At 66.9% G+C, this 20,734-nt stretch carries 17 protein-coding genes; 7 read left to right on the forward strand and 10 right to left on the reverse strand.

Going from position 1 to position 20,734, the window contains the following annotated elements; translation table 11 throughout:
- Positions 1 to 134 precede the first annotated feature (134 nt).
- The 4 genes from ACVILH_RS05550 to cobS form a co-directional block, all read right to left on the reverse strand.
- Complete coding sequence (locus tag ACVILH_RS05550) at positions 135 to 1,247, reverse strand: NADH:flavin oxidoreductase/NADH oxidase (protein WP_456712000.1); 1,113 nt, start codon at positions 1,245 to 1,247, stop codon at positions 135 to 137.
- A 97-nt stretch (positions 1,248 to 1,344) separates the two neighbouring features.
- Complete coding sequence (locus tag ACVILH_RS05555) at positions 1,345 to 2,418, reverse strand: esterase-like activity of phytase family protein (protein WP_456712001.1); 1,074 nt, start codon at positions 2,416 to 2,418, stop codon at positions 1,345 to 1,347.
- A 70-nt stretch (positions 2,419 to 2,488) separates the two neighbouring features.
- A complete protein-coding gene (gene cobT / locus ACVILH_RS05560) occupies positions 2,489 to 4,390 on the reverse strand; it encodes a cobaltochelatase subunit CobT (protein ID WP_456712002.1) in 1,902 nt (633 codons plus the stop codon).
- 143 nt (positions 4,391 to 4,533) lie between these two features.
- On the reverse strand, positions 4,534 to 5,532 hold the full coding sequence (gene cobS, locus ACVILH_RS05565) for a cobaltochelatase subunit CobS (RefSeq protein WP_257167879.1): 999 nt from the start codon (positions 5,530 to 5,532) through the stop codon (positions 4,534 to 4,536).
- 297 nt (positions 5,533 to 5,829) lie between these two features.
- Between cobS and ACVILH_RS05570 the strand changes: the two genes are divergently transcribed.
- Positions 5,830 to 6,486 carry a DedA family protein gene (locus ACVILH_RS05570; RefSeq protein WP_456712003.1) on the forward strand — a complete coding sequence of 219 codons (657 nt, stop codon included), beginning with the start codon at positions 5,830 to 5,832 and terminating at the stop codon, positions 6,484 to 6,486.
- A gap of 16 nt (positions 6,487 to 6,502) precedes the next feature.
- On the opposite strand, the gene ACVILH_RS05575 is transcribed toward ACVILH_RS05570, so the two are convergent.
- Entirely contained in the window at positions 6,503 to 7,726 is a 1,224-nt protein-coding gene (locus tag ACVILH_RS05575; protein WP_456712004.1) for a citrate/2-methylcitrate synthase, read from the reverse strand.
- Positions 7,727 to 7,807: 81 nt separating this feature from the next.
- On the opposite strand from ACVILH_RS05575, the gene ACVILH_RS05580 reads away from it, so the two are divergent.
- The gene (locus tag ACVILH_RS05580; protein ID WP_456712005.1) at positions 7,808 to 8,893 is read left to right on the forward strand and encodes a citrate synthase/methylcitrate synthase; all 1,086 of its coding nucleotides are present in this window, start codon (positions 7,808 to 7,810) and stop codon (positions 8,891 to 8,893) included.
- Positions 8,894 to 8,934: 41 nt separating this feature from the next.
- Here ACVILH_RS05580 and ACVILH_RS05585 read toward each other — a convergent pair whose 3' ends face one another.
- On the reverse strand, positions 8,935 to 9,579 hold the full coding sequence (locus ACVILH_RS05585) for a J domain-containing protein (RefSeq protein ID WP_456712006.1): 645 nt from the start codon (positions 9,577 to 9,579) through the stop codon (positions 8,935 to 8,937).
- 110 nt (positions 9,580 to 9,689) lie between these two features.
- On the opposite strand from ACVILH_RS05585, the gene ACVILH_RS05590 reads away from it, so the two are divergent.
- On the forward strand, positions 9,690 to 9,959 hold the full coding sequence (locus ACVILH_RS05590) for a BolA family protein (RefSeq protein ID WP_456712007.1): 270 nt from the start codon (positions 9,690 to 9,692) through the stop codon (positions 9,957 to 9,959).
- Between the two features lie 18 nt (positions 9,960 to 9,977).
- On the opposite strand, the gene ACVILH_RS05595 is transcribed toward ACVILH_RS05590, so the two are convergent.
- The 3 genes from ACVILH_RS05595 to ACVILH_RS05605 form a co-directional block, all read right to left on the reverse strand.
- Complete coding sequence (locus ACVILH_RS05595) at positions 9,978 to 11,282, reverse strand: HlyC/CorC family transporter (protein ID WP_456712008.1); 1,305 nt, start codon at positions 11,280 to 11,282, stop codon at positions 9,978 to 9,980.
- 75 nt (positions 11,283 to 11,357) lie between these two features.
- Positions 11,358 to 12,506, reverse strand: a complete 1,149-nt coding sequence (gene aroB, locus ACVILH_RS05600; protein WP_456712009.1) for a 3-dehydroquinate synthase — start codon at positions 12,504 to 12,506, stop codon at positions 11,358 to 11,360.
- Positions 12,503 to 13,171, reverse strand: a complete 669-nt coding sequence (locus tag ACVILH_RS05605; RefSeq protein ID WP_456712010.1) for a shikimate kinase — start codon at positions 13,169 to 13,171, stop codon at positions 12,503 to 12,505. Before ACVILH_RS05605 ends, aroB begins: the two co-directional genes overlap by 4 nt.
- Before the next feature lie 156 nt (positions 13,172 to 13,327).
- Between ACVILH_RS05605 and ACVILH_RS05610 the strand changes: the two genes are divergently transcribed.
- From ACVILH_RS05610 to ACVILH_RS05625, 4 genes are all read left to right on the forward strand, one after another.
- On the forward strand, positions 13,328 to 13,474 hold the full coding sequence (locus tag ACVILH_RS05610) for a hypothetical protein (protein ID WP_008966351.1): 147 nt from the start codon (positions 13,328 to 13,330) through the stop codon (positions 13,472 to 13,474).
- Positions 13,475 to 13,645: 171 nt separating this feature from the next.
- On the forward strand, positions 13,646 to 14,602 hold the full coding sequence (xerD, locus tag ACVILH_RS05615; protein WP_456712011.1) for a site-specific tyrosine recombinase XerD: 957 nt from the start codon (positions 13,646 to 13,648) through the stop codon (positions 14,600 to 14,602).
- 219 nt (positions 14,603 to 14,821) lie between these two features.
- Positions 14,822 to 15,784, forward strand: coding sequence for an acetyl-CoA carboxylase carboxyltransferase subunit alpha (locus ACVILH_RS05620; protein ID WP_456712012.1), 963 nt, complete (start codon positions 14,822 to 14,824; stop codon positions 15,782 to 15,784).
- A 303-nt stretch (positions 15,785 to 16,087) separates the two neighbouring features.
- A complete protein-coding gene (locus tag ACVILH_RS05625) occupies positions 16,088 to 17,545 on the forward strand; it encodes a L,D-transpeptidase family protein (RefSeq protein ID WP_456712013.1) in 1,458 nt (485 codons plus the stop codon).
- 498 nt (positions 17,546 to 18,043) lie between these two features.
- On the opposite strand, the gene ACVILH_RS05630 is transcribed toward ACVILH_RS05625, so the two are convergent.
- Entirely contained in the window at positions 18,044 to 20,494 is a 2,451-nt protein-coding gene (locus tag ACVILH_RS05630) for an adenylate/guanylate cyclase domain-containing protein (protein WP_456712014.1), read from the reverse strand.
- Positions 20,495 to 20,734 lie beyond the last annotated feature (240 nt).

The following is a 20,734-nucleotide window of genomic DNA, read 5'->3' on the forward strand; positions in this document are numbered from 1 at the left end:
TCGGCAACGCCGCACGTGGTCTGCGAAGTCTAGCACTTCGTTAGACAGCGGCAATCGTCCGCTGTGTCGCTGGCGGAATGATGACCCGCGGATTTCTGCAACGCAGATCCGCGGTCACCGTGATCAATTGCACGTCAGCGTGCGCCGAACGTCGTCCGGCCGAACAGCTCCTTCTGCGTCGACGGCTGCGAGCGCCAATATTGCGGAGGTGCGGCGACCTGGCCGCCGAGCTCGGCCGCGGCGTGCCAGCCCCAACGCGGGTCGTAGAGCATGCCGCGGGCGAGCGCGACCATGTCGGCCTTGCCGGAGGACACGATCTCCTCGGCCTGCTGCGCCTGCGTGATGAGGCCGACCGCCATCGTCGGCAATCCCGTGGCCTTCTTCACGGCCTCGGCAAACGGCACCTGATAGCCAGGCCCGAGCGTGATCTTCTGCAGCGGAGACACGCCGCCGGAAGACACATCGATCCAATCGACGTTGCGGCGCTTCAGCTCGTTGGCGAAGGCGATGGTCTGGTCGAGATCCCAGCCGCCTTCGACCCAGTCCGTCGCCGACACGCGCATGCCGACCGGTCTGTCAGAAGGGACAACGGCGCGCACGGCATCGAAGACCTCGAGCGGGAAGCGCATGCGGTTTTCCAGCGAGCCGCCGTAGTTGTCGCTGCGCTGGTTGGCGATCGGCGACAGGAACTGATGCAGCAGATAACCGTGCGCGCCGTGCAGCTCGATCGCATCGATGCCGAGCCGCGCGGCACGTTGCGCCGCGGAAACGAACGCATCGCGAATGCGAACCAGGCCGGCAGCGTCGAGCGCCTCCGGGGCCAGTTCGCCATCCTTGTGCGGCAGCGCCGAGGGCGCGACCGTCTGCCAGCCGCCTTCGGCAATCGGAATTTGCTGGCCGCCATCCCACGGCTTGTGGCTGGAGCCCTTGCGGCCGGCATGGGCGAGCTGCATCGCGATCGCCGTCTTCGAGTGCTTGCGCACCGAGGCCAGGATCGGCTTCAGCGCGGCTTCCGTGGCATCGTCCCACAGCCCGAGACAGCCCGGCGTGATGCGGCCGATCGGCTCGACATGCGTGGCCTCGATGCAGAACATCGCCGCGCCCGACAGCGCCAGCGTGTTGATGTGGGTGAAGTGCCAATCATTGGCGGCGCCGTTCTCGGCCGAGTACTGGCACATCGGCGAGACGACGATGCGATTGGCGAGCTCGAGGCTGCGCAGCTTGATTGGAGTAAACAGAGCGCTCATGCGAGGTTCCGGGCTGGAAGTTGATCGTGTGATCTGATCGACGAGTGTCGACGATGGCAGGGGCGCGGTCAACGCATCCGCTGCAATGCGACACGGCTCATTCCAGCAATGTGAACTGCAGCAACAAGGTGCGTTGGATCATCGAGAAGTTATCATCCGACACCAAGGTCAGCACGGTCTCGCCGTCCGGCGTGACATGCGCGTCGATGCCTTCGAGATTGTCGATCTCCTGGCCAAGATCGGCGGCGAAGATCGCGGGACCATCGACCAGGGCACCCGGCGCGATCTGCGCCAGCGGAAGCCGCCGGATGCGAATGCCGACGCCGTTGAACAGCGAGAATTTTCGTTCCAGCACCAGCAGATCGCCGGACGGCAGCAGCACAGCGTCGCTGACGTCGAAATCATTGCTGCGGACGATGCTGAACTGTCCTGGAGACGGGCCGCCGATCAGGAAGGCCAACAGGTTACCATTGGCATCGAGGCCACGTTCGGAGATCGCGATGACAGTGCCGGCGATCGGCAGGCGCTTCGGCACGACGACCAGCGCTTCGAGGCCCTTGTTGTTGGGCAGGCGCTTGGCCGCAGGCGGCAGCGGGATGATCTCGCCGCGCGCGCCGACACCGCCCTTGGCGAAGTCGTAGCGCAGCAACTGATTGACGCGTTCGAGGCCGACATAGACGATGTCGCCATCACGGGCGAGCGACTCGGAATCGTACCAGCCGCGATCGGTGATCGGGCGTCCATCGGGACCGAGCAGCGGAGCCGCTTCGACATCGGCAAGCCCCGCGACCTCACGCCCGGAATAGGCGATGCGGCCGGTGAACCAGCCGCCCTTGTCGCTGATGGCGAGGAAGCGCTCGCCCTTGGCATCGAGCCGGATGCCGGAGAGCCCGCCGAAGCCCGGATAGGACGAGGTCAGCGTCACTCCGCTGCGATACTGCAGCATGCCGAAGCGCAGATGGGTCCGGTCGCGCAGATCGAACGACGGCAGCGGCCGCGCCTTCACCTCGATCTTGGTGGCCGTTGTGACGGAGTGCTCATCCACAGCGGCCCGGCGACGGACCGGCGGTGTCGACTCTGCGAGCGCGCCGCCGGACCATGCGAGTGCCGACGCTCCGCCGAGGGTCAGCGCCAGAAAGCGCCTGCGGTCGGAGATCGCCTGCAGCGGCATTGTCAGCGGGGCCCCCTCCCCCACCTCCTCCCGTCGGGAGGAGGGACGCGTCCGGCCTTCGGCCGGCGGATCAATGCAGCTTGCGCTTCGGCGCCCGCGTTGGCTGCTGTGGCGCCGCGTGCGTCTCGGTGAACAGTTCGGCGAGCTTCTCGGTGATGGCGCCGCCGAGCTCCTCGGCGTCGACGATCGTGACCGCGCGGCGATAGTAGCGGGTTACGTCGTGGCCGATGCCGATCGCGATCAACTCGACCGGCGAGCGGGTCTCGATCTCCTCGATGATGTGACGCAGGTGACGTTCCAGGTAGTTGCCGGGATTGACCGACAGCGTGGAATCGTCGACCGGCGCGCCGTCCGAGATCATCATCAGGATCTTGCGCTGCTCGGGACGACCGAGCAGGCGCTTGTGCGCCCAGTCCAGCGCCTCGCCGTCGATGTTCTCCTTCAGCAGCCCCTCTCGCATCATCAGGCCCAGGTTCTTCCGCGCGCGGCGCCAGGGCGCGTCGGCGGCCTTGTAGATGATGTGGCGGAGATCGTTGAGGCGGCCGGGATTGGCCGGCTTGCCGGCGGCGAGCCACGCCTCGCGCGACTGCCCGCCCTTCCAGGCGCGCGTCGTGAAGCCGAGGATCTCGACCTTGACGCCGCAACGCTCCAAGGTGCGGGCGAGGATGTCGGCGCAGGTTGCGGCGACCGTGATCGGGCGTCCGCGCATCGAGCCGGAATTGTCGAGCAGCAGCGTGACGACGGTGTCGCGGAAGGTCGCTTCCTTCTCACGCATGAACGACAGCGGCTGATAGGGATCGATGACGACGCGCGACAGCCGCGCCGGGTCGAGGATGCCCTCTTCCAGATCGAACTCCCAGGCGCGATTCTGCTGCGCCATCAGCCGGCGCTGCAGCCGGTTGGCAAGCCGCGCCACGATGCCTTGGAGATGCGCGAGCTGCTTGTCGAGATAGGAGCGCAGCCGCTCCAGCTCGTCGTGATCGCACAGATCCTCGGCCGCGATGATCTCGTCGAATTTCGGCGCGAACGCATGATACTCCGGCCCGCGCGGCTCGTTGGCGCCGTTGCGGTTCGGGCGCGTGGCCTCGCCCGGCGTCTCGTCGTCACCGAGCTCGCCGTCATCGAGCGTATCGGAGGCGGAAGCCTGCGCCGCTTCCATCGCGCTCTCCGACATCTCGTCCGACGTCGTCTGCGCCTGGTCGGCACTCATCTCCTGCGCGGCATCGGACTCAGGCGAGCCTTCGGCGCCGGACTGGTCATTGTCGCCGTCGCGGTTGTCGTCGTTGTCCTCGTCCTCTTCCGAATCGGCATTGCGCTCGTCGCCGAGATCGAGCGCCGACAGCAGGTCGTGAACGAGATCGCCGAACTTGGCCTGGTCCTCAGTGAAGCGGCCGAGCTCGTCGAGCTGCGAGCCGATCCGGTCCTCCAGGAAAGGGCGCCAGAGATCGACCACCTTGCGCGCCGCATTCGGCGGCGCCATGCCGGTCAGGCGCTCGCGCACCATCATCGCCAGCGCATCCGACAGCGGCGCGTCGGCACGGTCAGTGATCTCGTCATACTTGCCGCGATGGAAATGATCGTCGAGCATCGCCGTGAGGTTCTTGGCGACGCCGGCCATGCGCTTTGCGCCGATGGCCTCGACGCGCGCCTGCTCCACCGCCTCGAACACGCCGCGGGCCTGCGGATTGCCGGGGATCAGCTTGCGGTGAATCTTCGGATCGTGACAGGCGATCTTGAGCGCGATCGAGTCGGCGTGGCCGCGCACGACAGCCGCATCGCGCTTGGTCATCTTGCGGGCCGGCTCCGGCAGCCGCGCCTTGCCCGGTGCGAGCCCCGGCCGCTCGGCGGCAAAGGAGACTTCGAGCTCGGGCGATCGCGCGATCGCGCGCAAGCACCCCGTCACCGAGCGCTTGAACGGCTCGGTCGGCGCTTCCTTGGTACCGGGACGGAGTTTGCTGTTGGATGTGGTCATCTTGTCCCTGCGGCCTGTCGTCCCGGCGAACGCCGGGACTCATAGCCACCGGCGGTCATCTCATCGTGTCGACGCCAACTCCGGCGCATCGCCGAAACGTCACAGCGTATGGGTCCCGGCTCAAGGCCGGGACGACGCCTTAATCAGCTCAGCGCGACGTTGATGGCGGATTCCGGCAGCTCGGCATTGAAGCAGCGCTGATAGAATTCCGCGACCAGCGGACGCTCGAGCTCGTCGCATTTGTTGAGGAAGGTCACGCGGAAGGCGAAGCCGATGTCGCCGAAGATCTCGGAGTTTTCCGCCCAGGTGATCACCGTGCGCGGGCTCATCACCGTCGACAGATCGCCATTGGCGAAGGCGTTGCGCGTGAGGTCGGCGAGCCGCACCATCTTGTTCACGGTGTCGCGGCCCTGCGCGTTCTGATAGTGCTTGGCCTTGGCCAGCACGATCTCGACTTCCTCGTCATGCGCCAGGTAGTTCAGCGTCGTGACGATCGACCAGCGGTCCATCTGGCCTTGGTTGATCTGCTGCGTGCCGTGATAGAGGCCGGAGGTGTCACCGAGGCCGATGGTGTTGGCGGTGGCGAACAGGCGGAACGCCGGGTGCGGCTTGATGACCTTGTTCTGGTCGAGCAAGGTCAGCCGGCCCGAGACTTCGAGCACGCGCTGGATGACGAACATCACGTCCGGACGGCCGGCGTCGTATTCGTCGAACACCAGCGCAACGTTGTGCTGCAGGGCCCAGGGCAGGATGCCGTCACGGAACTCCGTGACCTGCTTGCCGTCCTTGACCACGATCGCGTCCTTGCCGACGAGGTCGATACGGCTGATGTGGCTGTCGAGGTTGACGCGCACGCACGGCCAGTTGAGGCGGGCGGCGACCTGCTCGATATGGGTCGACTTGCCGGTGCCATGGTAGCCCGTCACCATGACGCGGCGGTTCTTGGAGAAGCCGGCCAGGATCGCGAGCGTGGTCGCGCGGTCGAAACGGTAGTCGGCATCGACCTCGGGGACATGCGGGTCGGTCGCGGAAAAGGCCGGCACCTCAAGGTCGCTGTCGATCCCGAACACCTGCCGCACCGACACCTTCATGTCGGGCACACCGGTCATCTCCTGCGCATTGGTCGTAGCGGCGGTCGTCATTCATCCTCCGAGGTCCCGGGCAATCCCGAAACCAGATTTCATGGTTTGGCTGCGGTTGAAGGGCTTCGAACGCCAGCCTAGCAGAGAGCACGCGCGGGCAGAAGCCTAAGCCTTGATCAAAGTTCCGTCGTTATATCATCGAGATAGGCATGGGCCGACGTTTTTGGAAGGCTGCCCTGCGTATCACGCCACCTTTTGGCCGCGAACAGCACGTCCAGCATTCTGACGTGGCACTCCGGGCCGGGGTTCCTAGTTATTGAAGGCTTCGTCATATCCCCGTCATCGGCAGGACTCGTGGTGGCCCATTTCCTCGACCCCTTGATCGCCTTCGTCTCCGCCCATGCGGGACTGGCCTATCTCACTCTGTTCCTGGCGGCGCTGCTGGAGGCGGTCCCGATCGTGGGCTCGGTGGTCCCGGGCACGACGATCATCCTGGCGCTAAGCGCGCTGATCCCGGGTGGCGAGCTGACCTTGCAATGGGTGCTGGCGGCGGCCATCCTCGGCGCGGTGATCGGCGACGGCGGCGCATTCTGGGTCGGCCATCGCCAGCAGCGCGAGATCCTGACGGCTTGGCCGTTCTCGAATTACCCTCGCCTGGTGGCGCAGAGCGAGGCGTTCTTCCACCGCTTCGGCACGCTCGCGATCTTCTTCGCCCGGTTCGTGGCGCCGATCCGCGCCGTGGTGCCGATCACGGCGGGCGCGCTCGATATTCCGCCGGCGCGGTTTTACGCCGTGAACATCCCGGCGATCGTGCTGTGGGCGTGCGCGCACGTCCTGCCGGGCGTGTTCGCCGTGCAGCTGCTGCATCGCTACGGCGGCATCCCGCATCACAGCCATATCGCGAAGTCGACATGGATCATCGCGGCGGTCGCTGGCACGATCGTGGTCTGGCTGGTGCTGCGCATTGTGCGGAAGCGGCGCGAGACGCAGCTGGCGGCGGGGTCTGCGGAATAGTCACCGGCCGGTTCTGCTAAAGCGTCTCCAGGGTGGCGGCGCGTCCCGGGATGGGCCCGGTGTAGCGGGCCCGCGGCCGGATCAGGCGACCGAACTGCAGTTGCTCGCAGGCATGCGCGATCCAGCCGACACAGCGCGCCATCGCGAACAGCGCCAGCTCGCTGCCGGCCGGCAGCCGCAGGCTTTGCACCAGCACGGCGAGCGCATAATCGATGTTGACGAACTCGCCGGTGGCCTCCGCGATCCGCTCGGGCACCTCGCGCGTGAATTTGCGCGGAGCCCCGGCGCGCGTCAGCGCCTCCAACAGCGAGATCGCGCGTGGATCGCCGCGCTTGTAGACGCCATGCCCGAAGCCGGCAAAGCGCTCGCCCAGCGCCACACGTTCGCGGATCAACGGCGCGACGTCGCGGTCGATCAAGGCCTTCACCAATTGCGAGGCCAGCACGCCGGCGCCGCCATGCTGCGGTCCCTTGAGCGCGGCGAGGCCGGCGATGACGGCATCATAGAGGCTGAGGCCGGTCGAGGCCGCGCAGCGGACAGTGAAGGTTGACGCGTTCAGCTCGTGATCGGCCAGCAGCACCAGGGTGCGGCGGATCAGGTCGGCCGCATGCTTATGCTCGGGCGCCCAGGCATTGGCGACCTGAACATGGAGAGGCTCGGCGCAAGGCGACGCATTCAGCATCGTCGCGACCACCAGCCGAACGATGCGAGCGCCAACCAATGCGCGGCCGTCGGGAGCGCGATTGAACGCGGCTGGATCCGCATTTGACGCGAGCGCCAGCACGGCGATCGCGCGGTCGATCGGCGCCGCGCGCCGTGCCGCTTCCGCAATCAGGCGCATCTCGTCCGAGACGTGCGGCATGTTCTCGGGCGCGAACGGATCAATGGCCGTGACGTCCCACAGCAGGGTCGCCGCATGCTCCAGCGTGTCCCGCTCCGACAGCTCGACGCAATTGACGCCGCGATAGATCGGACCGGCTTCGGTGATCGTCGATACGGCGGAATCGAACACCGGCAGGTCGGCATCGAAGCTGCGGAACGCGCGCGGCTCGGGCGCCGGCGCGCGCCGCTCCTTCAGGGCCCGGATGTCCTCGGCACGATAGCGGTTGCTGCGCGAATCCGGCGACGGCTCCGAACGGACCAAGCCGCGGCTGACATAGGCGTAAAGCGTCGCGGGGGTGATCGCGAGCTCGGCGGACGCCTCGCGGGCCGATAGGTAAAGGCCATTGTCTTTTTTCATATTGATCAGCTTAATCAAGATTGATCAATCTGTCGACCGGGCGAATCGTAGCGCGTAACCATTCACGCAGGAGATCGCGCCATGACCATCCAGCTTTCGAAGTCCCCCATCGGCCTCGATGGCATCCCGGCCGCCGAGACGGTGCTCAGCCATGTCGATGGCCAGCAGGGCGAGCTCATTATCGCAGGCCACCGCGTCGACCTCGCCGCTGCCAGCGGCTTCGAGGGGGTGACAGCCCGGCTGTGGAGCGCCGCGACCAAGCGCACCCTCAGCGAGGCCGAGGTCCGTGCCAGCCTCGGGCAAGCCCGCCAGCGCGCCTTCGCGCGGCTGCCGGAACTGCTCGCCGCGACCGCTGGTCTATCGATCATCGACGGCTACCGCGCCGCCATAGCGGCCCTGCGCCCCGAGCCCGAGCTGGACGACGATGCGACGATCGTCGGTGCCGGCCCGGTGATCGCCGGCGCCCTGGTGCAGCGCGCCCGGGGCACGCAGCCGATCGCACCGCATCCCGAGCTCAGCCACGCCGCCGACACCCTGCGCATGGTGCGCGGCGACACGCCTGGCGATGGCGAGGTGGCGGCGCTCGACACCTATCTCGTGACCGTCAGCGATCACGGCATGAACGCCTCGACCTTCGCTGCCCGCGTCGTCGCCTCCACCCAGGCCGACCTGTTCGCATCGGTCACCGCCGGCTACTGCGCCCTGACCGGCCCGCTGCATGGCGGGGCGCCGGAGCCGGTGTTGGAGATGCTGAACGCGATCGGCAGGCGCGAGAACATCAAGCCGTGGGTGGATGCGGCGCTGGCGCGGGGGGAGCGGCTGATGGGGTTCGGGCATCGGATCTACCGGGTGCGGGATCCGCGCGCCGATGTCTTGAAGGCCGCGATCGAGCGGCTGGCGGGGAGCGGGGCGGATCTGCCGTTCGCGAGCGAGGTGGAGGCTTACATCCGCCAGGCGCTGCGGCAGAAGAATCCGGAGCGGGTGCTCGACACCAATGTCGAGTTCTTCACCGCCATCCTGCTCGATGCGCTGAAGATTCCGCGCCAGGCGTTCACGCCGATCTTCGCGGTGGCGCGCGCCGCAGGCTGGACCGCGCATGCGAGGGAGCAGCAGCGGACGGGACGGTTGATCCGGCCGAGTTCGGCCTATATCGGGCCGAAGCCCTGAATTCGGAACAACGCGCGCGGCAGCTCACACGCTGCCGCGTGTCAGCCCTTCACCACCGTCTTCAGGTAGTTGTAGGCCTTGATGATCTCGATCAGGCGATCCTCGGTCGAGCGGTCGCCGCCATTGGCGTCGGGATGGTGCTGCTTCACCAGCGCCTTGTACTTGACCTTGACATCCTCGAGCGTGGCGTCGGGACCGAGGCCCATCACCTGCAGCGCCTTGCGCTCGGCATTGAACACCTTGCGCGTCTCGGCCTTCGGCGGCGCGGACTGCGCACCCGGACGCCAGCCGGCGCGGCCGTTGATCTCGGCAAACACGCTGAACGGATCCGACGCATCGCCGAGATCGCTCTCGGCATTGCCCTTGCCGCGCTTGCCCGCGGTGTTCGCGCCCATCTTCCAGGTCGGACGATGCCCGGTCAGCGCATCCTTCTGATAACGCGCGACGGCATCGGCATTCATGCCGGAGAAGAAATTATAGGACTGGTTGTACTCGCGCACGTGATCGAGACAGAAGTGCCAATACTCGCGCTGGTTCTCGCGCCCCTTGGGCGCGCGGTGCGAGCCACGGTTCGTGCAGTCCGGCCATTGGCAGGGCTGAGCCTCCTCGCGCACCGGCTGCCGCGAAGCCGCCTTCTTGGGCTTGATGCGGATGGAGTCGAAGAATTTGTTTGAATCGATCGGCATGGCGGACTTTGACTACGCAACGCGAAAAGCTTCAAGTCTTGACATTGCGAATACCTCAGGCGGGGACCGCCGATTGACGAAAAATAATTTGATGCGTATTTCCAGAGACCATGCGGACCCAGGATGCTATCATCAAAAAGTTGCGCGAAGCTTTCACTCCGGAAAGCCTCGACGTGCAGGACGAGTCACATCTGCATGCAGGCCACATGGGACACCGCGACAGCGGTGAGACCCATTTCCGCGTGTATATTGTGTCGCAGGCCTTCGCCGGCAAGAGCCGCGTCGATCGCCACCGCCTGATCAACGCCGCATTGTCAGAGGAACTTGCCGGCTCCGTGCATGCGCTCGCGCTGCATGCGAAGGCGCCGGGCGAAGCGTGATCTGACAACTTCCACCGATTAGAACGCCGTACCCGCACGGCGCGGACGTGTCTCCTCCGTTTCTCCACGGGGCACCGGTACGATGCGCAGCGCGGTGATGCGATTGCGCTCCCGGCGCAGCACGCGAAAGCGGAAGCCGTGGAACGTGAAGCTCTGCCCGCGCTCGGGGATCGAGCGCGCCTCGTGAATCACCAGACCGGCAACCGTCGTTGCCTCTTCATCAGGCAAGGTCCAGTCCATCGCGCGATTGAGATCGCGGATCGGCACCGAGCCGTCGACGACGACGGATCCATCCGGCTGAACGCGCACGCCGGCGACCTGCACGTCCTGCTCGTCGGAAATGTCGCCGACGATTTCTTCCAGGATGTCCTCGAGCGTGACGATGCCTTCGACCTCGCCATACTCGTCGACGACAAGCGCGAAATGCGTCTTGCGGCGGCGGAACGCCTTCAGCTGTTCCGACACCGAACGCATCTCCGGAACGAACCACGGCGGCAGCGCCAATGACGCCACGTCGATATGCGTCACATCGCCCTCGGCGGCGCGGATCGCGCGCAGCAGATCCTTGGCGTGCAGCACGCCGATGATGTTCTCCGGCGTATCGCGCCACAGCGGGATGCGCGTGTATTCCGACGCCAGCACCTCGCGGACCAATTCCTCCTGCGGCAAGTCTGCGTTCACCATCACCATCTCGGTGCGGTGAACCATCACGTCGGACACCTGCAGCTCGCGCAGATCGAGCAGGCCGCCGAGCATGTCGCGATCCTGCTTCTCGACCTTGCCTTCGTGATGCAAGAGATCGACCGCGCCGCGCAAGCGTTCCGTCGGTGACAGGATCGGCTGGTTGGCGCCGACCTTGAATCCGATCAGCCGCATCAGCCCGCGCACGATCGCCTCGATCACGGCGAGCACCGGACCGAGCACGAACACGGTCGCACGCATCGGCCGCGCCACCGCAAGCGACACGCGGTCCGGCGCGTTGATCGCGATGGTCTTCGGCAGCACCTCGGCGAAGATCACCACGAGCGCCGTCATCACGCCGGTCGCATAGAGCACGCCGACCTCGCCGAACCACGCGGTGAAGATTCCGGTGGCGAGCGCCGAGGCACCGATATTGGCGATGTTGTTGCCGAGCAAGAGCGCGCCGATCAGCCGCTCGCGCATGTCGAACAGGCTCGACACCACATCGGCGTCGCGATTGCCCTGCTTCGACAGCCGCAGCATCGAGGCGCGGGAGGCGCCTGTGAGCGCGGTCTCGCTCAGCGCGAAGAAGGCCGAGCCCGCGAGGAGGAGGATGACGATGGTGAGTGTGAGCCAGTCCATGACGCCGATGTCACTCTCGATGGAAGCCGCCGGTGATGCGCGGGCACTGCTCAACGCGGCGTAAAGCGCCAGGGATCAGCCGCGGCTCTGCAATTTGGCCTGCAGGAAGTCGCGCACTCGCGCCGGATCAACGTCCTTGGCAATGACCGCGCGGCCGATCGCTTCCATCAGGATGAAAGTCAGCTTGCCGCGCTTCACCTTCTTGTCCTGCGCCATCAAGGCCAAAAGCCGGTCGGCGTCGCCGACGCCCTCCTGGGCAAACCCGGCGATATCCTGGAGATGGGTCGGCAAACCCACGGCGGCAAGGTGACGCTCGATGCGCGTGACGTCATCGGGCGGCAGCATGCCGAGCTCGGCCGAGAACTGCGCCGCCAGCACCATGCCGACCGACACGCCCTCGCCGTGGAACAGCCGGTCGGAGAAGCCGGTGATCGCCTCCAGCGCATGACCGAAGGTGTGGCCGAGATTGAGCAGCGCGCGGTCGCCGGTCTCGCGCTCGTCGCGGGCGACGATCGCGGCCTTGGCACGGCAGGAGGTCGCGACCGCATGCTCGCGCGCCGCGCCGCCCTTGACGATGTCGGCGTGGTTGGCCTCGAGCCAGGCGAAGAAGCTGGCGTCGCCGAGCAGGCCGTATTTGGCGACCTCGGCATAACCGGCGCGGAACTGGCGCGGCGACAAGGTGTCGAGCACCGCAGTATCCGCGATCACCAGCACGGGCTGGTGGAAGGCGCCGAGCAGGTTCTTGCCCTGCGGCGAGTTGATGCCGGTCTTGCCGCCGACGGAGGAATCGACCTGCGCCAGCAGCGAGGTCGGCACCTGCACGAAATCGACGCCGCGGCGCAGGATCGCCGCCGCGAAGCCGGCGAGATCACCGACCACGCCGCCGCCGAGCGCGATGACGAGATCGTTGCGCTCGATCTTGGCCGCGATCAGCGCCTCGCTGACCTTCTCCAGCCCGGCATAGGTCTTGGATCCCTCGCCCTCTTTCACCACGATGGTCGAAGTGGGGATGCCGGCCTCGGCCAGGATCGCTTCAGTCGGCTTCAGCCAATGCGCGGCCACGGTACGGTCGGTGACGATGGCCGTACGGACGCCCGGCCGCAGCGCCGCGATGCGCTGCCCGAGCGTCGCCAGCACGCCGCGGCCGATGACGATATCATAGGCGCGGTCGCCCAGCGCGACGTCGACGATGATCGGATCGGAGTGCTTGAGAGGTGCCGTCATCGGATCGCGCTCATGGCCTGTGCGGAGTTGGATGGACCCGGATCGGATTGCGGCGGAGTCGCCTCGGCTTCTGTCATCGGCGCCGGCGACAAGAACGCCTGCAGCGCCTCGATGCAATCCTCGACCACCCGGTCATGCGGCACGTCGCGCGAGTAGATCGTGAGGTCGGCCGTCTGGTAGACCGGCTCGCGCTCGGTCAGCAGCCGCGCCACCGTGCCGTCGGGATCGGCGGTCTGCAGCAGCGGCCGGTCGGCCCGCCGCCGCACCCGCCGCATGATCACGTCGGCATCCGCCTTGAGCCATACCGAGACGGCCTTGTCGTGGATGCGCTGGCGCGTCTCCTCGCGCATGAACGCCCCGCCGCCGGTCGCCAGCACGGCCGGCCCGCTTTCGAGCAGGCGGGCGATGACCCGGGCCTCGCCGTTGCGAAAATAGTCCTCGCCGCGGGACTCAAAGATCTCCGGTATGGTCATGCTGGCGGCGGTCTCGATCTCGGTGTCGGCATCAACGAAGCGCAGCCCGAGCCGCGCCGCCAGCCGCCGGCCGACGGTCGATTTGCCGGCGCCCATCATCCCGACCAGCACGATCAGCCGCTTGCCGAGTCCCGCGAGAATCGCGGCCTCCGGAGCGGCTGGGCTGGGTACGGGTTGGGTCATCTCGGTCATCCCTCCGCTTCTAACCCAGCCCCTGCTGCTTTCAAAGGCATCCTGTTCCGCGACGCGCAACCGGCAGAGCAGAGCAAGGGGGCCTGCCGGGCTTGCCAGCCGGGTGCGAACATGTTGGATGAAACCGTTCCATCCCCGGTGGCCCGCGCGAGCCTGATGCCCAGCCTGTTCCGCTTCCTGACCGTGATCGCCGTCATCGTCGGCGTGGTCTATGGCGCGATCTACGCGCTGGCGAATTTCGTCAACCCGAAGCCGCGCGAGATGACCGTGTCGATCCCGCCGGACAAGTTCCAGAAAAAGTGAGCTGCGCGGTTGCGGCCGACCGAAATGCCACAGGGCATTGATTAAGATTTTTACGGTTGTCTGAGACGGCCTGGCGCCGCGATATCGGCCAGATTCGCAGTCACCGCTCGATGTGCCGGCGCGAATTTTTCGAACTGATTCGATCGCCTCGGACCCAGCGGAATTCACGATATGAAGGTCAAGGCCTCCGACGCCCGGCTGATGAGCCTGTTCCTGGACATGATGGCCGCGGAACAGGGGGCCGGCGAGAACACGCTCGACGCCTACCGCCGCGATCTCACCGATCTCTCCGAGTTTCTCACCCGCAAGAGCAACAGCTTCGCCGCGGCCGACACCCAGGCGCTGCGCGATTATCTCGCCGATCTCGATATCAGGGGATTCAAATCCTCCAGCGTGGCGCGGCGGCTGTCGGCGATGCGGCATCTGTTCCGCTTCCTGCTGAGCGAGCGCATCCGCAGCGACGACCCCGCCGCGATCCTGTCCGGCCCGAAGCGCGGCCGCGCGCTGCCGAAAGTGCTGTCGATCGGCGATGTCGACCGCATGCTGACCAAGGCCAAGGAGCTCTCCGAGGCCGCCGATGTCTCGCCGTCGCAGCGGCTGCGCGCACTGCGGCTGTATTGCCTGCTCGAGGTGCTCTACGCCACCGGCCTGCGCGTCTCTGAGCTGGTGGCGCTGCCGCGCACCGCCGCACGCAATGACGCCCGCATGATCGTGGTGCGCGGCAAGGGCAACAAGGAGCGGCTGGTGCCGCTGAACCAGGCCTCGCGCCAGGCGATGGCGGACTATCTGGCTGTTCTGGACAAGCAGAAGCCGGAGAAGAAGGCCAGCGCCACCTTCGGCAAATGGCTGTTTCCCTCGTTCGGCGAGAGCGGCCATTTGACCCGGCAGCACTTCGCCCGCGACCTCAAGGAGCTCGCGGTGGCGAGCGGCCTGCCGGCCCGGCTGGTGTCGCCGCACGTGCTGCGCCACGCCTTTGCCAGCCACCTGCTGCACAATGGTGCCGACCTGCGCATCGTGCAGACCCTGCTCGGCCACACCGACATCTCGACCACCCAGATCTACACCCATGTGGTCGAGGAGCGGCTGAAGAGCCTGGTGCGCGACCTGCACCCGCTGGCCGAGACGTGATCCCGCCCCACACCTTCCCGCAACCAAATCCGCCGGGCTGACGCGCCGCCCGCTTGACTTCCCGGCCGTCTGCCCCGAAAGAGCGCCATCCTGCCCGCTCTCCCGGCATGACGCCTGGATGCGGCGCACCGATCGACCCTTAAGCTCCTGAAGCCCCTCAACTTCAGGTCCGAAGGCCGAACCGATATTGTCTCCCAGCGCTCTTCCTTCAGCTCTTCCATGCCGGATCCCATGCGCAGCTACCTCGATTTCGAAAAGCCCGTTGCCGAGCTCGATTCCAAGGTCGATGAACTCCGGGCGATGGCCGCCTCCGGCACCGATATCGGCGAGGAGGTCAGCCGGATCGAGGAGAAGGCCGGCCAGGCGCTGGCCGATCTCTATGCCAATCTGACGCCGTGGCAGAAGACCATGGTCGCGCGGCATCCGCAGCGGCCGCACTTCACCGACTTCGTCAATGCGCTGTTCACGGAGTTCACGCCGCTCGCCGGCGACCGCAAGTTCGGCGAGGACGCCGCCCTGCTCGGCGGCTTCGGCCGCTTCCGCGGCGAGCCGATCTGCGTGATGGGCCAGGAAAAGGGCGCCACGACCGAATCCCGCCTCAAGCACAATTTCGGCATGGCCCGCCCCGAAGGCTACCGCAAGGCGGTGCGGCTGATGGAGATGGCCGAGCGCTTCGGCATTCCCGTGCTGTCGCTGGTCGATTCCGCCGGCGCCTATCCCGGCATCGGCGCCGAGGAGCGCGGCCAGGCCGAGGCGATCGCCCGCTCCACCGACGCCTGCCTGGCGCTGGGCGTGCCGAACGTCGCGATCATCACCGGCGAGGGCATGTCGGGCGGCGCGATTGCGCTGACCACCGCCAACAAGGTGCTGATGCTGGAGCACGCGATCTACAGCGTGATCTCGCCGGAAGCCGCGTCCTCGATCCTCTGGCGCGACGGCACCAAGGCGCAGGAAGCCGCCAACAGCATGAAGATCACCGCGCAGGACATGCTGCGTTTCGGCGTGGTCGACACCATCCTGAAGGAGCCGGTCGGCGGCGCCCACCGCGACCCCGCCGCGATGATCGCGGCAACCGGCGAGGCCATCGCCCAGGCCTTCGACGAGCTGAAGGGCCTGGATGGCGATGCCATCCGCAAGCAGCGCCGGCAGAAGTTCATCGAGATCGGCCGCAAGCTGAGCTGAGCAGCCCGGGTCATCCGACCGGCTCCGGACGCTCGCGGATTTGTGAGTCTTTCCAGCCGTTTGGCCGCATTTCGGCCCATCCGGCACGCTCTGTTGTTTAGAACTTGTTGACCACGAGGGCCTCCGCGCCGCGGCACCGCCGCAGCGCGGGTTGCGGCTCTCGGGGGCAGAGGATACAATTTTAATCATTGGTTTGACGGTGGCATGACGCGCGGTCGACCGGGGATCATTCCAGCTTCCTGGCCGGCGGATCGAGACGAGAATGGGGTGTCGCGGCATGCTGGGTTTGCGGGGAGCTTTGCTTTGATCAACCGCGCGTTCGTCCGGGTCCTGATGACCTCTGCGGCGTTGGCCGCCGGTGCGCTGCTGACCGGTTGCAACAGCGATCAGGTCGCGCTCGCCACCAATGCCAAGGCCAACCAGCCGGTGCCGCCGAAGCTGGTCGCAGCCATGACCGAGAAGGACATGGACGCGCAGTCGCCGATCCTGGTGCGCGTGTTCAAGCAGGAGGCCGAGCTCGAGGTCTGGAAGCAGGACCGCTCCGGCAAGTTCGGACTGCTCAAGACCTATCCGATCTGCCGCTGGTCGGGCGATCTCGGACCGAAGGTGCGCGAGGGCGACCGCCAGGCGCCGGAGGGCTTCTACTCGATCAATCCCAGCCAGATGAACCCGCAGTCGGCGTATTATCTATCGTTCAACACCGGCTATCCGAACGCGTTCGACAAGGCGCTGGGACGCACCGGCTCGCAGCTGATGGTGCACGGCGACTGCTCCTCGCGCGGCTGCTTCGCGATGACCGACGAGCAGATCGCCGAGATCTATGCGCTGGGCCGCGAGTCGTTCTTCGGCGGCCAGCGCGCCTTCCAGTTCCAGGCCTATCCGTTCCGGATGACGCCGGTGAACATGGCCAAGCACCGCAACAACCCGAACATGCCGTTCTGGCGCATGATCAAGGAAGGCTACGACGCCTTCGAGGTCACCCGGCAGGAGCCGAAGGTCGACTTCTGCGAGAAGAAATACGTCTTCAACGCCCAGAAGCCGCCGGGCGCGACCCGCGATCCGGTGTTCGACGCCGCCGCGAAGTGCCCGGCCTATGTCGTGCCAGACGAGATCACGACCGCCGTGCGCGAGAAGCAGCAGGCGGACGAGGCCGAATACGCCAAGCTGGTCGCCAAGGGCACGCCGGTCGCCAAGCTCAATACCGGTATCGACGGCGGCATGAATCCGATTTTTGCCTCGCGCGTGCCGGGGGCATCGACCGGCCTGTCGGACGCCGGCGAGGCGCCGGGCCTGTCGCTCGCCAACTTCCAGGCGGCACCGGGCACGATCCCCGGTCACGTCAACCCGCCGCGTGCGCCTGATGCGAACGAGGTCACCGAGACGCCGGCGAGCGCAGCGCCAGCGCCAGTGACGACGTCCTCGACCCGTGTCGCGGCCGTCAGCGCGCCGGAGAAGCCGAGCTTCATGTCGAGCCTCGCCCGCAAGGTCGGGATCGGCGGTACTGCGGCGGCTGAGACCACGGCGGCGACGAAGCCCGCCGAGAGCAAGACCGCAGAGACCAAGCCGGCGCCGAAGCCGGTCGCGGCCAAGCCGGCGGAGACCAAGCAGGCCGCCGCACGGCCGCCGTTCAAGCCCGCCGCCAGTGACACGCCGGCAACGACCGCCTCCGCCCCCGCCCAGACCCAGGCCTCCCTGGTCTCCGGCGCCGCCCCCGTGCTGCCGTCGAACTCGTTCGACAGCCGGTTTGCCGGGTTCAAGTAAGAAGGCCACCGCGACATCACGCGGATCGCCATTCCGGTTAGCCATGTATACGTGGAAGCAATATCGGCGCGTCGATGTCGGTGCGCTCCCTCTCCCCGTTCTTCACGGGGAGAGGGTTGGGGTGAGGGGCAACCCCGCCCACCGACCGCGCTGAGAGCCCCCCTCACCCGGATTGCATCTTAAGATGCAATCCAGCCTCTCCCCGCACGCGGGGAGAGGCTGGCAGCGAGCGTCGCGCTCGACTGTCCCGACTCATGAGCATCAGCCTCGTGTCATGAAGAAGATCGAAAGCCGAGGGGCCGTGCTGCACATTGGACCAGCAACACCATCGTAGCCCGGATGAGCGGAAGCCTGCGCCCGGAGGGCGGAGGCGGACGCGACATCCGGGGTTTCACGAGCCGCCGCGATGAACCCGGATGTCGCTCACGCCGACGCCGAAGAGCGTCGGCTGACGCTCATCAGGGCTACAAGGGCCCTCATCCGGCGTCGGTCTGCGCCTCAGGTCGCAGCCGACCGGCGTGGCTCCTCCATGACATCCACGGCTTCGACGCTCTCGCCGCGCCAGCGCAGGATCTCCATCGCCAGCACCGGGTGGTTGAAGCCCTTCAGGTGCAGATCGTCGATCGGCCGCGCGTCGACCGAGCCTTCGACCATGCCGTAGACACGCCGCGACGCGATCACCTGGCCGGCCTTGGCGGCGTCGCAGAGGCGGGAGGCGAGGTTGGTGACGCTGCCGATGGCGGCGTATTCCAGCCGGTTCTCGAAGCCGACCTGGCCGAGCGTGGCGTAGCCGACGGCGATGCCGACGCCAAACCCTAAGCTGTGGCCGCGGTTCTTCCAGCGCTCAGTCAGCCCGCCGATCTCCTCGCGCATCTCCAGTGCCATCTTCACCGCGCGGGTGGTGTGGTCCTCGAACGGGATCGGCGCGTTGAACAGGATCATCACGCCGTCGCCGGCATAGCGGTCGAGCGTGCCTTCATATTTGAAGATCAGCTTGCCGAGCGCGGCGTGATACTCGCGCAGCACGTTCATCGCCTCTTCGGGCTCGGTCGTCTCCGTGAACGCGGTGAAGCCGCGGAGATCGCAGAACACGACCGTGACTTCGCGCCGATGGCTCTCCAGCAGTGAGTCATGCCCATCCGACGAGGCGATGATCTGCGCCACCTGCGGCGCCAGGAAGCGCTCGAGCCGACGGATGCGCTCGATCTCGGCGAGCTGCTTCTCGACGCGGTCCTCGAGCGACTTGTTCCACTCGCGCAATTGCTCGGTCTGCTCGGTGAGCTTCTCCGCCTGCTGCTGCACCGTGGCGTGCGTCAGCGCCAGCTCGCGGCCCTTCTGGTCGACCTCGGTGAACAGCCGCGCGTTGCGCATCGCCAGCACCGCCTGGTTGGCGAAGGTGCGCATCAGGCCGATCAGGTTGGGCGGGAACGCGCCGGCGGAGCGCCGGAGCACCACGAGCGCGCCGAGCACGCCCTGCTGATCGACCAGCGGCGTGAACAGCACGGCATGGAAGCCGGCGGCGACCGCCACGTCGCGCAGCGGATGCTCCGGCGCGCTGTCGAGCTCGGCGATCGCGATCGGCTCGCCGCTGCGCACGGACTCCGACAACAGGCTGGTCTGCTCGTCGAGCACCGCGTGCGCGCCGGTCTGATCAACACCCTTGGCTTCCACCAGCCGGAAGCGGCGCTCGCCGGCATCGTAGGAATAGATCAGCACGGCGTCGGCCGCGGTGATCTCCAGCGCGCGCGCCGCCACCGTCGGCAGCACGGCGTTGAGATCGAGCGAAGACGCCACCGCGCGGCCGACCTCCTCCAGCACCTTCAGCTCGTTGATCGACTGGGCGAGATCGCGGGTGCGCTCCTCGACCTTGGCTTCCAGCACGGCATAGGACTGCGCGAGCTGGCCGGCCATGCTGTTGAACTGGTCGGCGAGCTCCTCCAGCTCGTCATGCGTCTTCACCTCGATGCGCTGCTCGAAATCACCGGCACCGAGCCGGCGCGCGCCGGCGCGCAGCGCCGTGATCGGCACGAGCATGCGGCGGGCCAGCAGCGAGCCGGCGAAGATCGCCACCGCCAGGCCGAGCGCGATCAAGAGCGCGCCGCGCAGCAACTGATCGCGGATCGGCGCCAGCGCATGCGCGGTGGATTGCTCGAAGAACACGACCCAGCCGAGCTTCGGCAAGGTCGCCGCCGCCGTCAGCACGGAACGCCCGTCGCTGTCGGTGCCGGACGCCAGCGGCTCGCCGTCCGGCGTCAGCACGGCGGCCACCTGCGGCAGCTTGGCGAGGTCCTGGCCGACCGCCGGCCCCTTCGCCGAGCTTGCCAGCACCAGGCCCTTGGGATCGACGACATAGGCGATGCCGACCTTGCCGACCTGCGCCTCGCTCATGAAGTCTTCGAGAAAGTCGAGGTCGATGTCGGCGACCGTCACGCCGGCATTGAAGCCGGAATGCGCGACCGAGATCGACATCATCGGCAGCGCGCCCTTGAAGGTCACGGCCGAGAAATTGCTGCCATGCGTGACGGTGTCGGTGAAGCGCAGGTCGCGGGAGAGATCGTTGCCCGACGCGAACGCGATCGCGGTGCGGGAGACGCGGAGCTGCTCGCGGCCCTGGCCGTCGAGCTGATAGAGCTGCCGCACCGCCGGCGCCTGGCTCAACAGCTGCACATAATCGGCGCGGCGCAGCTCCAGCGTATTGGCGCTCGCGCGGGTCACCCAGCTGATCTGTCGCTGCAGGTCGGAGACCGCCTGATCGATCCGCCGGGCGCTGGCATCGGCCTTCTCGGCCATCGCGGCGGTGAGGCTCGCCTTGGTGGACTGGTAGCTGATCCAGGTTTCGGTCGCGCCGTTCACCGCCAGGACGAACACCACGAGTCCGACCAGCGACGTCACATATTTGGCGAACAGGCCCTGCCGCAGCGACCAGCCTCTGTTCTCGACCCCGTTCATCCAGACCCCTCGCGCGGCATGACCGAGGTGAGACCCCCGGATGGGCGCGTCCGCCGCCGTCCTTACGGCTGCGATACAGCAGAGGCGGGCCTCTCATGCGCCGAGACGTTCCGCCATCGACATCCGTTTAGCACAGAATGCGGTGCAGTACGGCGGTGATGCGGGAGCCACCCACATCCGGCGATGATGGCTCAAATGGCGGCCGGCAACCTCCTCCAAATGGAGGAGGCGAGCCAGATC

It is taken from the genome of Bradyrhizobium sp. USDA 4353, assembly GCF_054063215.1.

Excerpts from the sequence above, each read along its gene's own strand:
- ACVILH_RS05550 (WP_456712000.1), bottom strand. The coding sequence starts at position 1,247 with ATGAGCGCTCTGTTTACTCCAATCAAGCTGCGCAGCCTCGAGCTCGCC.
- ACVILH_RS05555 (WP_456712001.1), bottom strand. The coding sequence starts at position 2,418 with ATGCCGCTGCAGGCGATCTCCGACCGCAGGCGCTTTCTGGCGCTGACC.
- cobT (WP_456712002.1), bottom strand. The coding sequence starts at position 4,390 with ATGACCACATCCAACAGCAAACTCCGTCCCGGTACCAAGGAAGCGCCG.
- cobS (WP_257167879.1), bottom strand. The coding sequence starts at position 5,532 with ATGACGACCGCCGCTACGACCAATGCGCAGGAGATGACCGGTGTGCCC.
- ACVILH_RS05575 (WP_456712004.1), bottom strand. The coding sequence starts at position 7,726 with ATGAAAAAAGACAATGGCCTTTACCTATCGGCCCGCGAGGCGTCCGCC.
- ACVILH_RS05580 (WP_456712005.1), top strand. The coding sequence starts at position 7,808 with ATGACCATCCAGCTTTCGAAGTCCCCCATCGGCCTCGATGGCATCCCG.
- ACVILH_RS05585 (WP_456712006.1), bottom strand. The coding sequence starts at position 9,579 with ATGCCGATCGATTCAAACAAATTCTTCGACTCCATCCGCATCAAGCCC.
- ACVILH_RS05590 (WP_456712007.1), top strand. The coding sequence starts at position 9,690 with ATGCGGACCCAGGATGCTATCATCAAAAAGTTGCGCGAAGCTTTCACT.
- ACVILH_RS05595 (WP_456712008.1), bottom strand. The coding sequence starts at position 11,282 with ATGGACTGGCTCACACTCACCATCGTCATCCTCCTCCTCGCGGGCTCG.
- aroB (WP_456712009.1), bottom strand. The coding sequence starts at position 12,506 with ATGACGGCACCTCTCAAGCACTCCGATCCGATCATCGTCGACGTCGCG.
- ACVILH_RS05605 (WP_456712010.1), bottom strand. The coding sequence starts at position 13,171 with ATGACCGAGATGACCCAACCCGTACCCAGCCCAGCCGCTCCGGAGGCC.
- ACVILH_RS05610 (WP_008966351.1), top strand. The coding sequence starts at position 13,328 with ATGCCCAGCCTGTTCCGCTTCCTGACCGTGATCGCCGTCATCGTCGGC.
- xerD (WP_456712011.1), top strand. The coding sequence starts at position 13,646 with ATGAAGGTCAAGGCCTCCGACGCCCGGCTGATGAGCCTGTTCCTGGAC.
- ACVILH_RS05620 (WP_456712012.1), top strand. The coding sequence starts at position 14,822 with ATGCCGGATCCCATGCGCAGCTACCTCGATTTCGAAAAGCCCGTTGCC.
- ACVILH_RS05630 (WP_456712014.1), bottom strand. The coding sequence starts at position 20,494 with ATGAACGGGGTCGAGAACAGAGGCTGGTCGCTGCGGCAGGGCCTGTTC.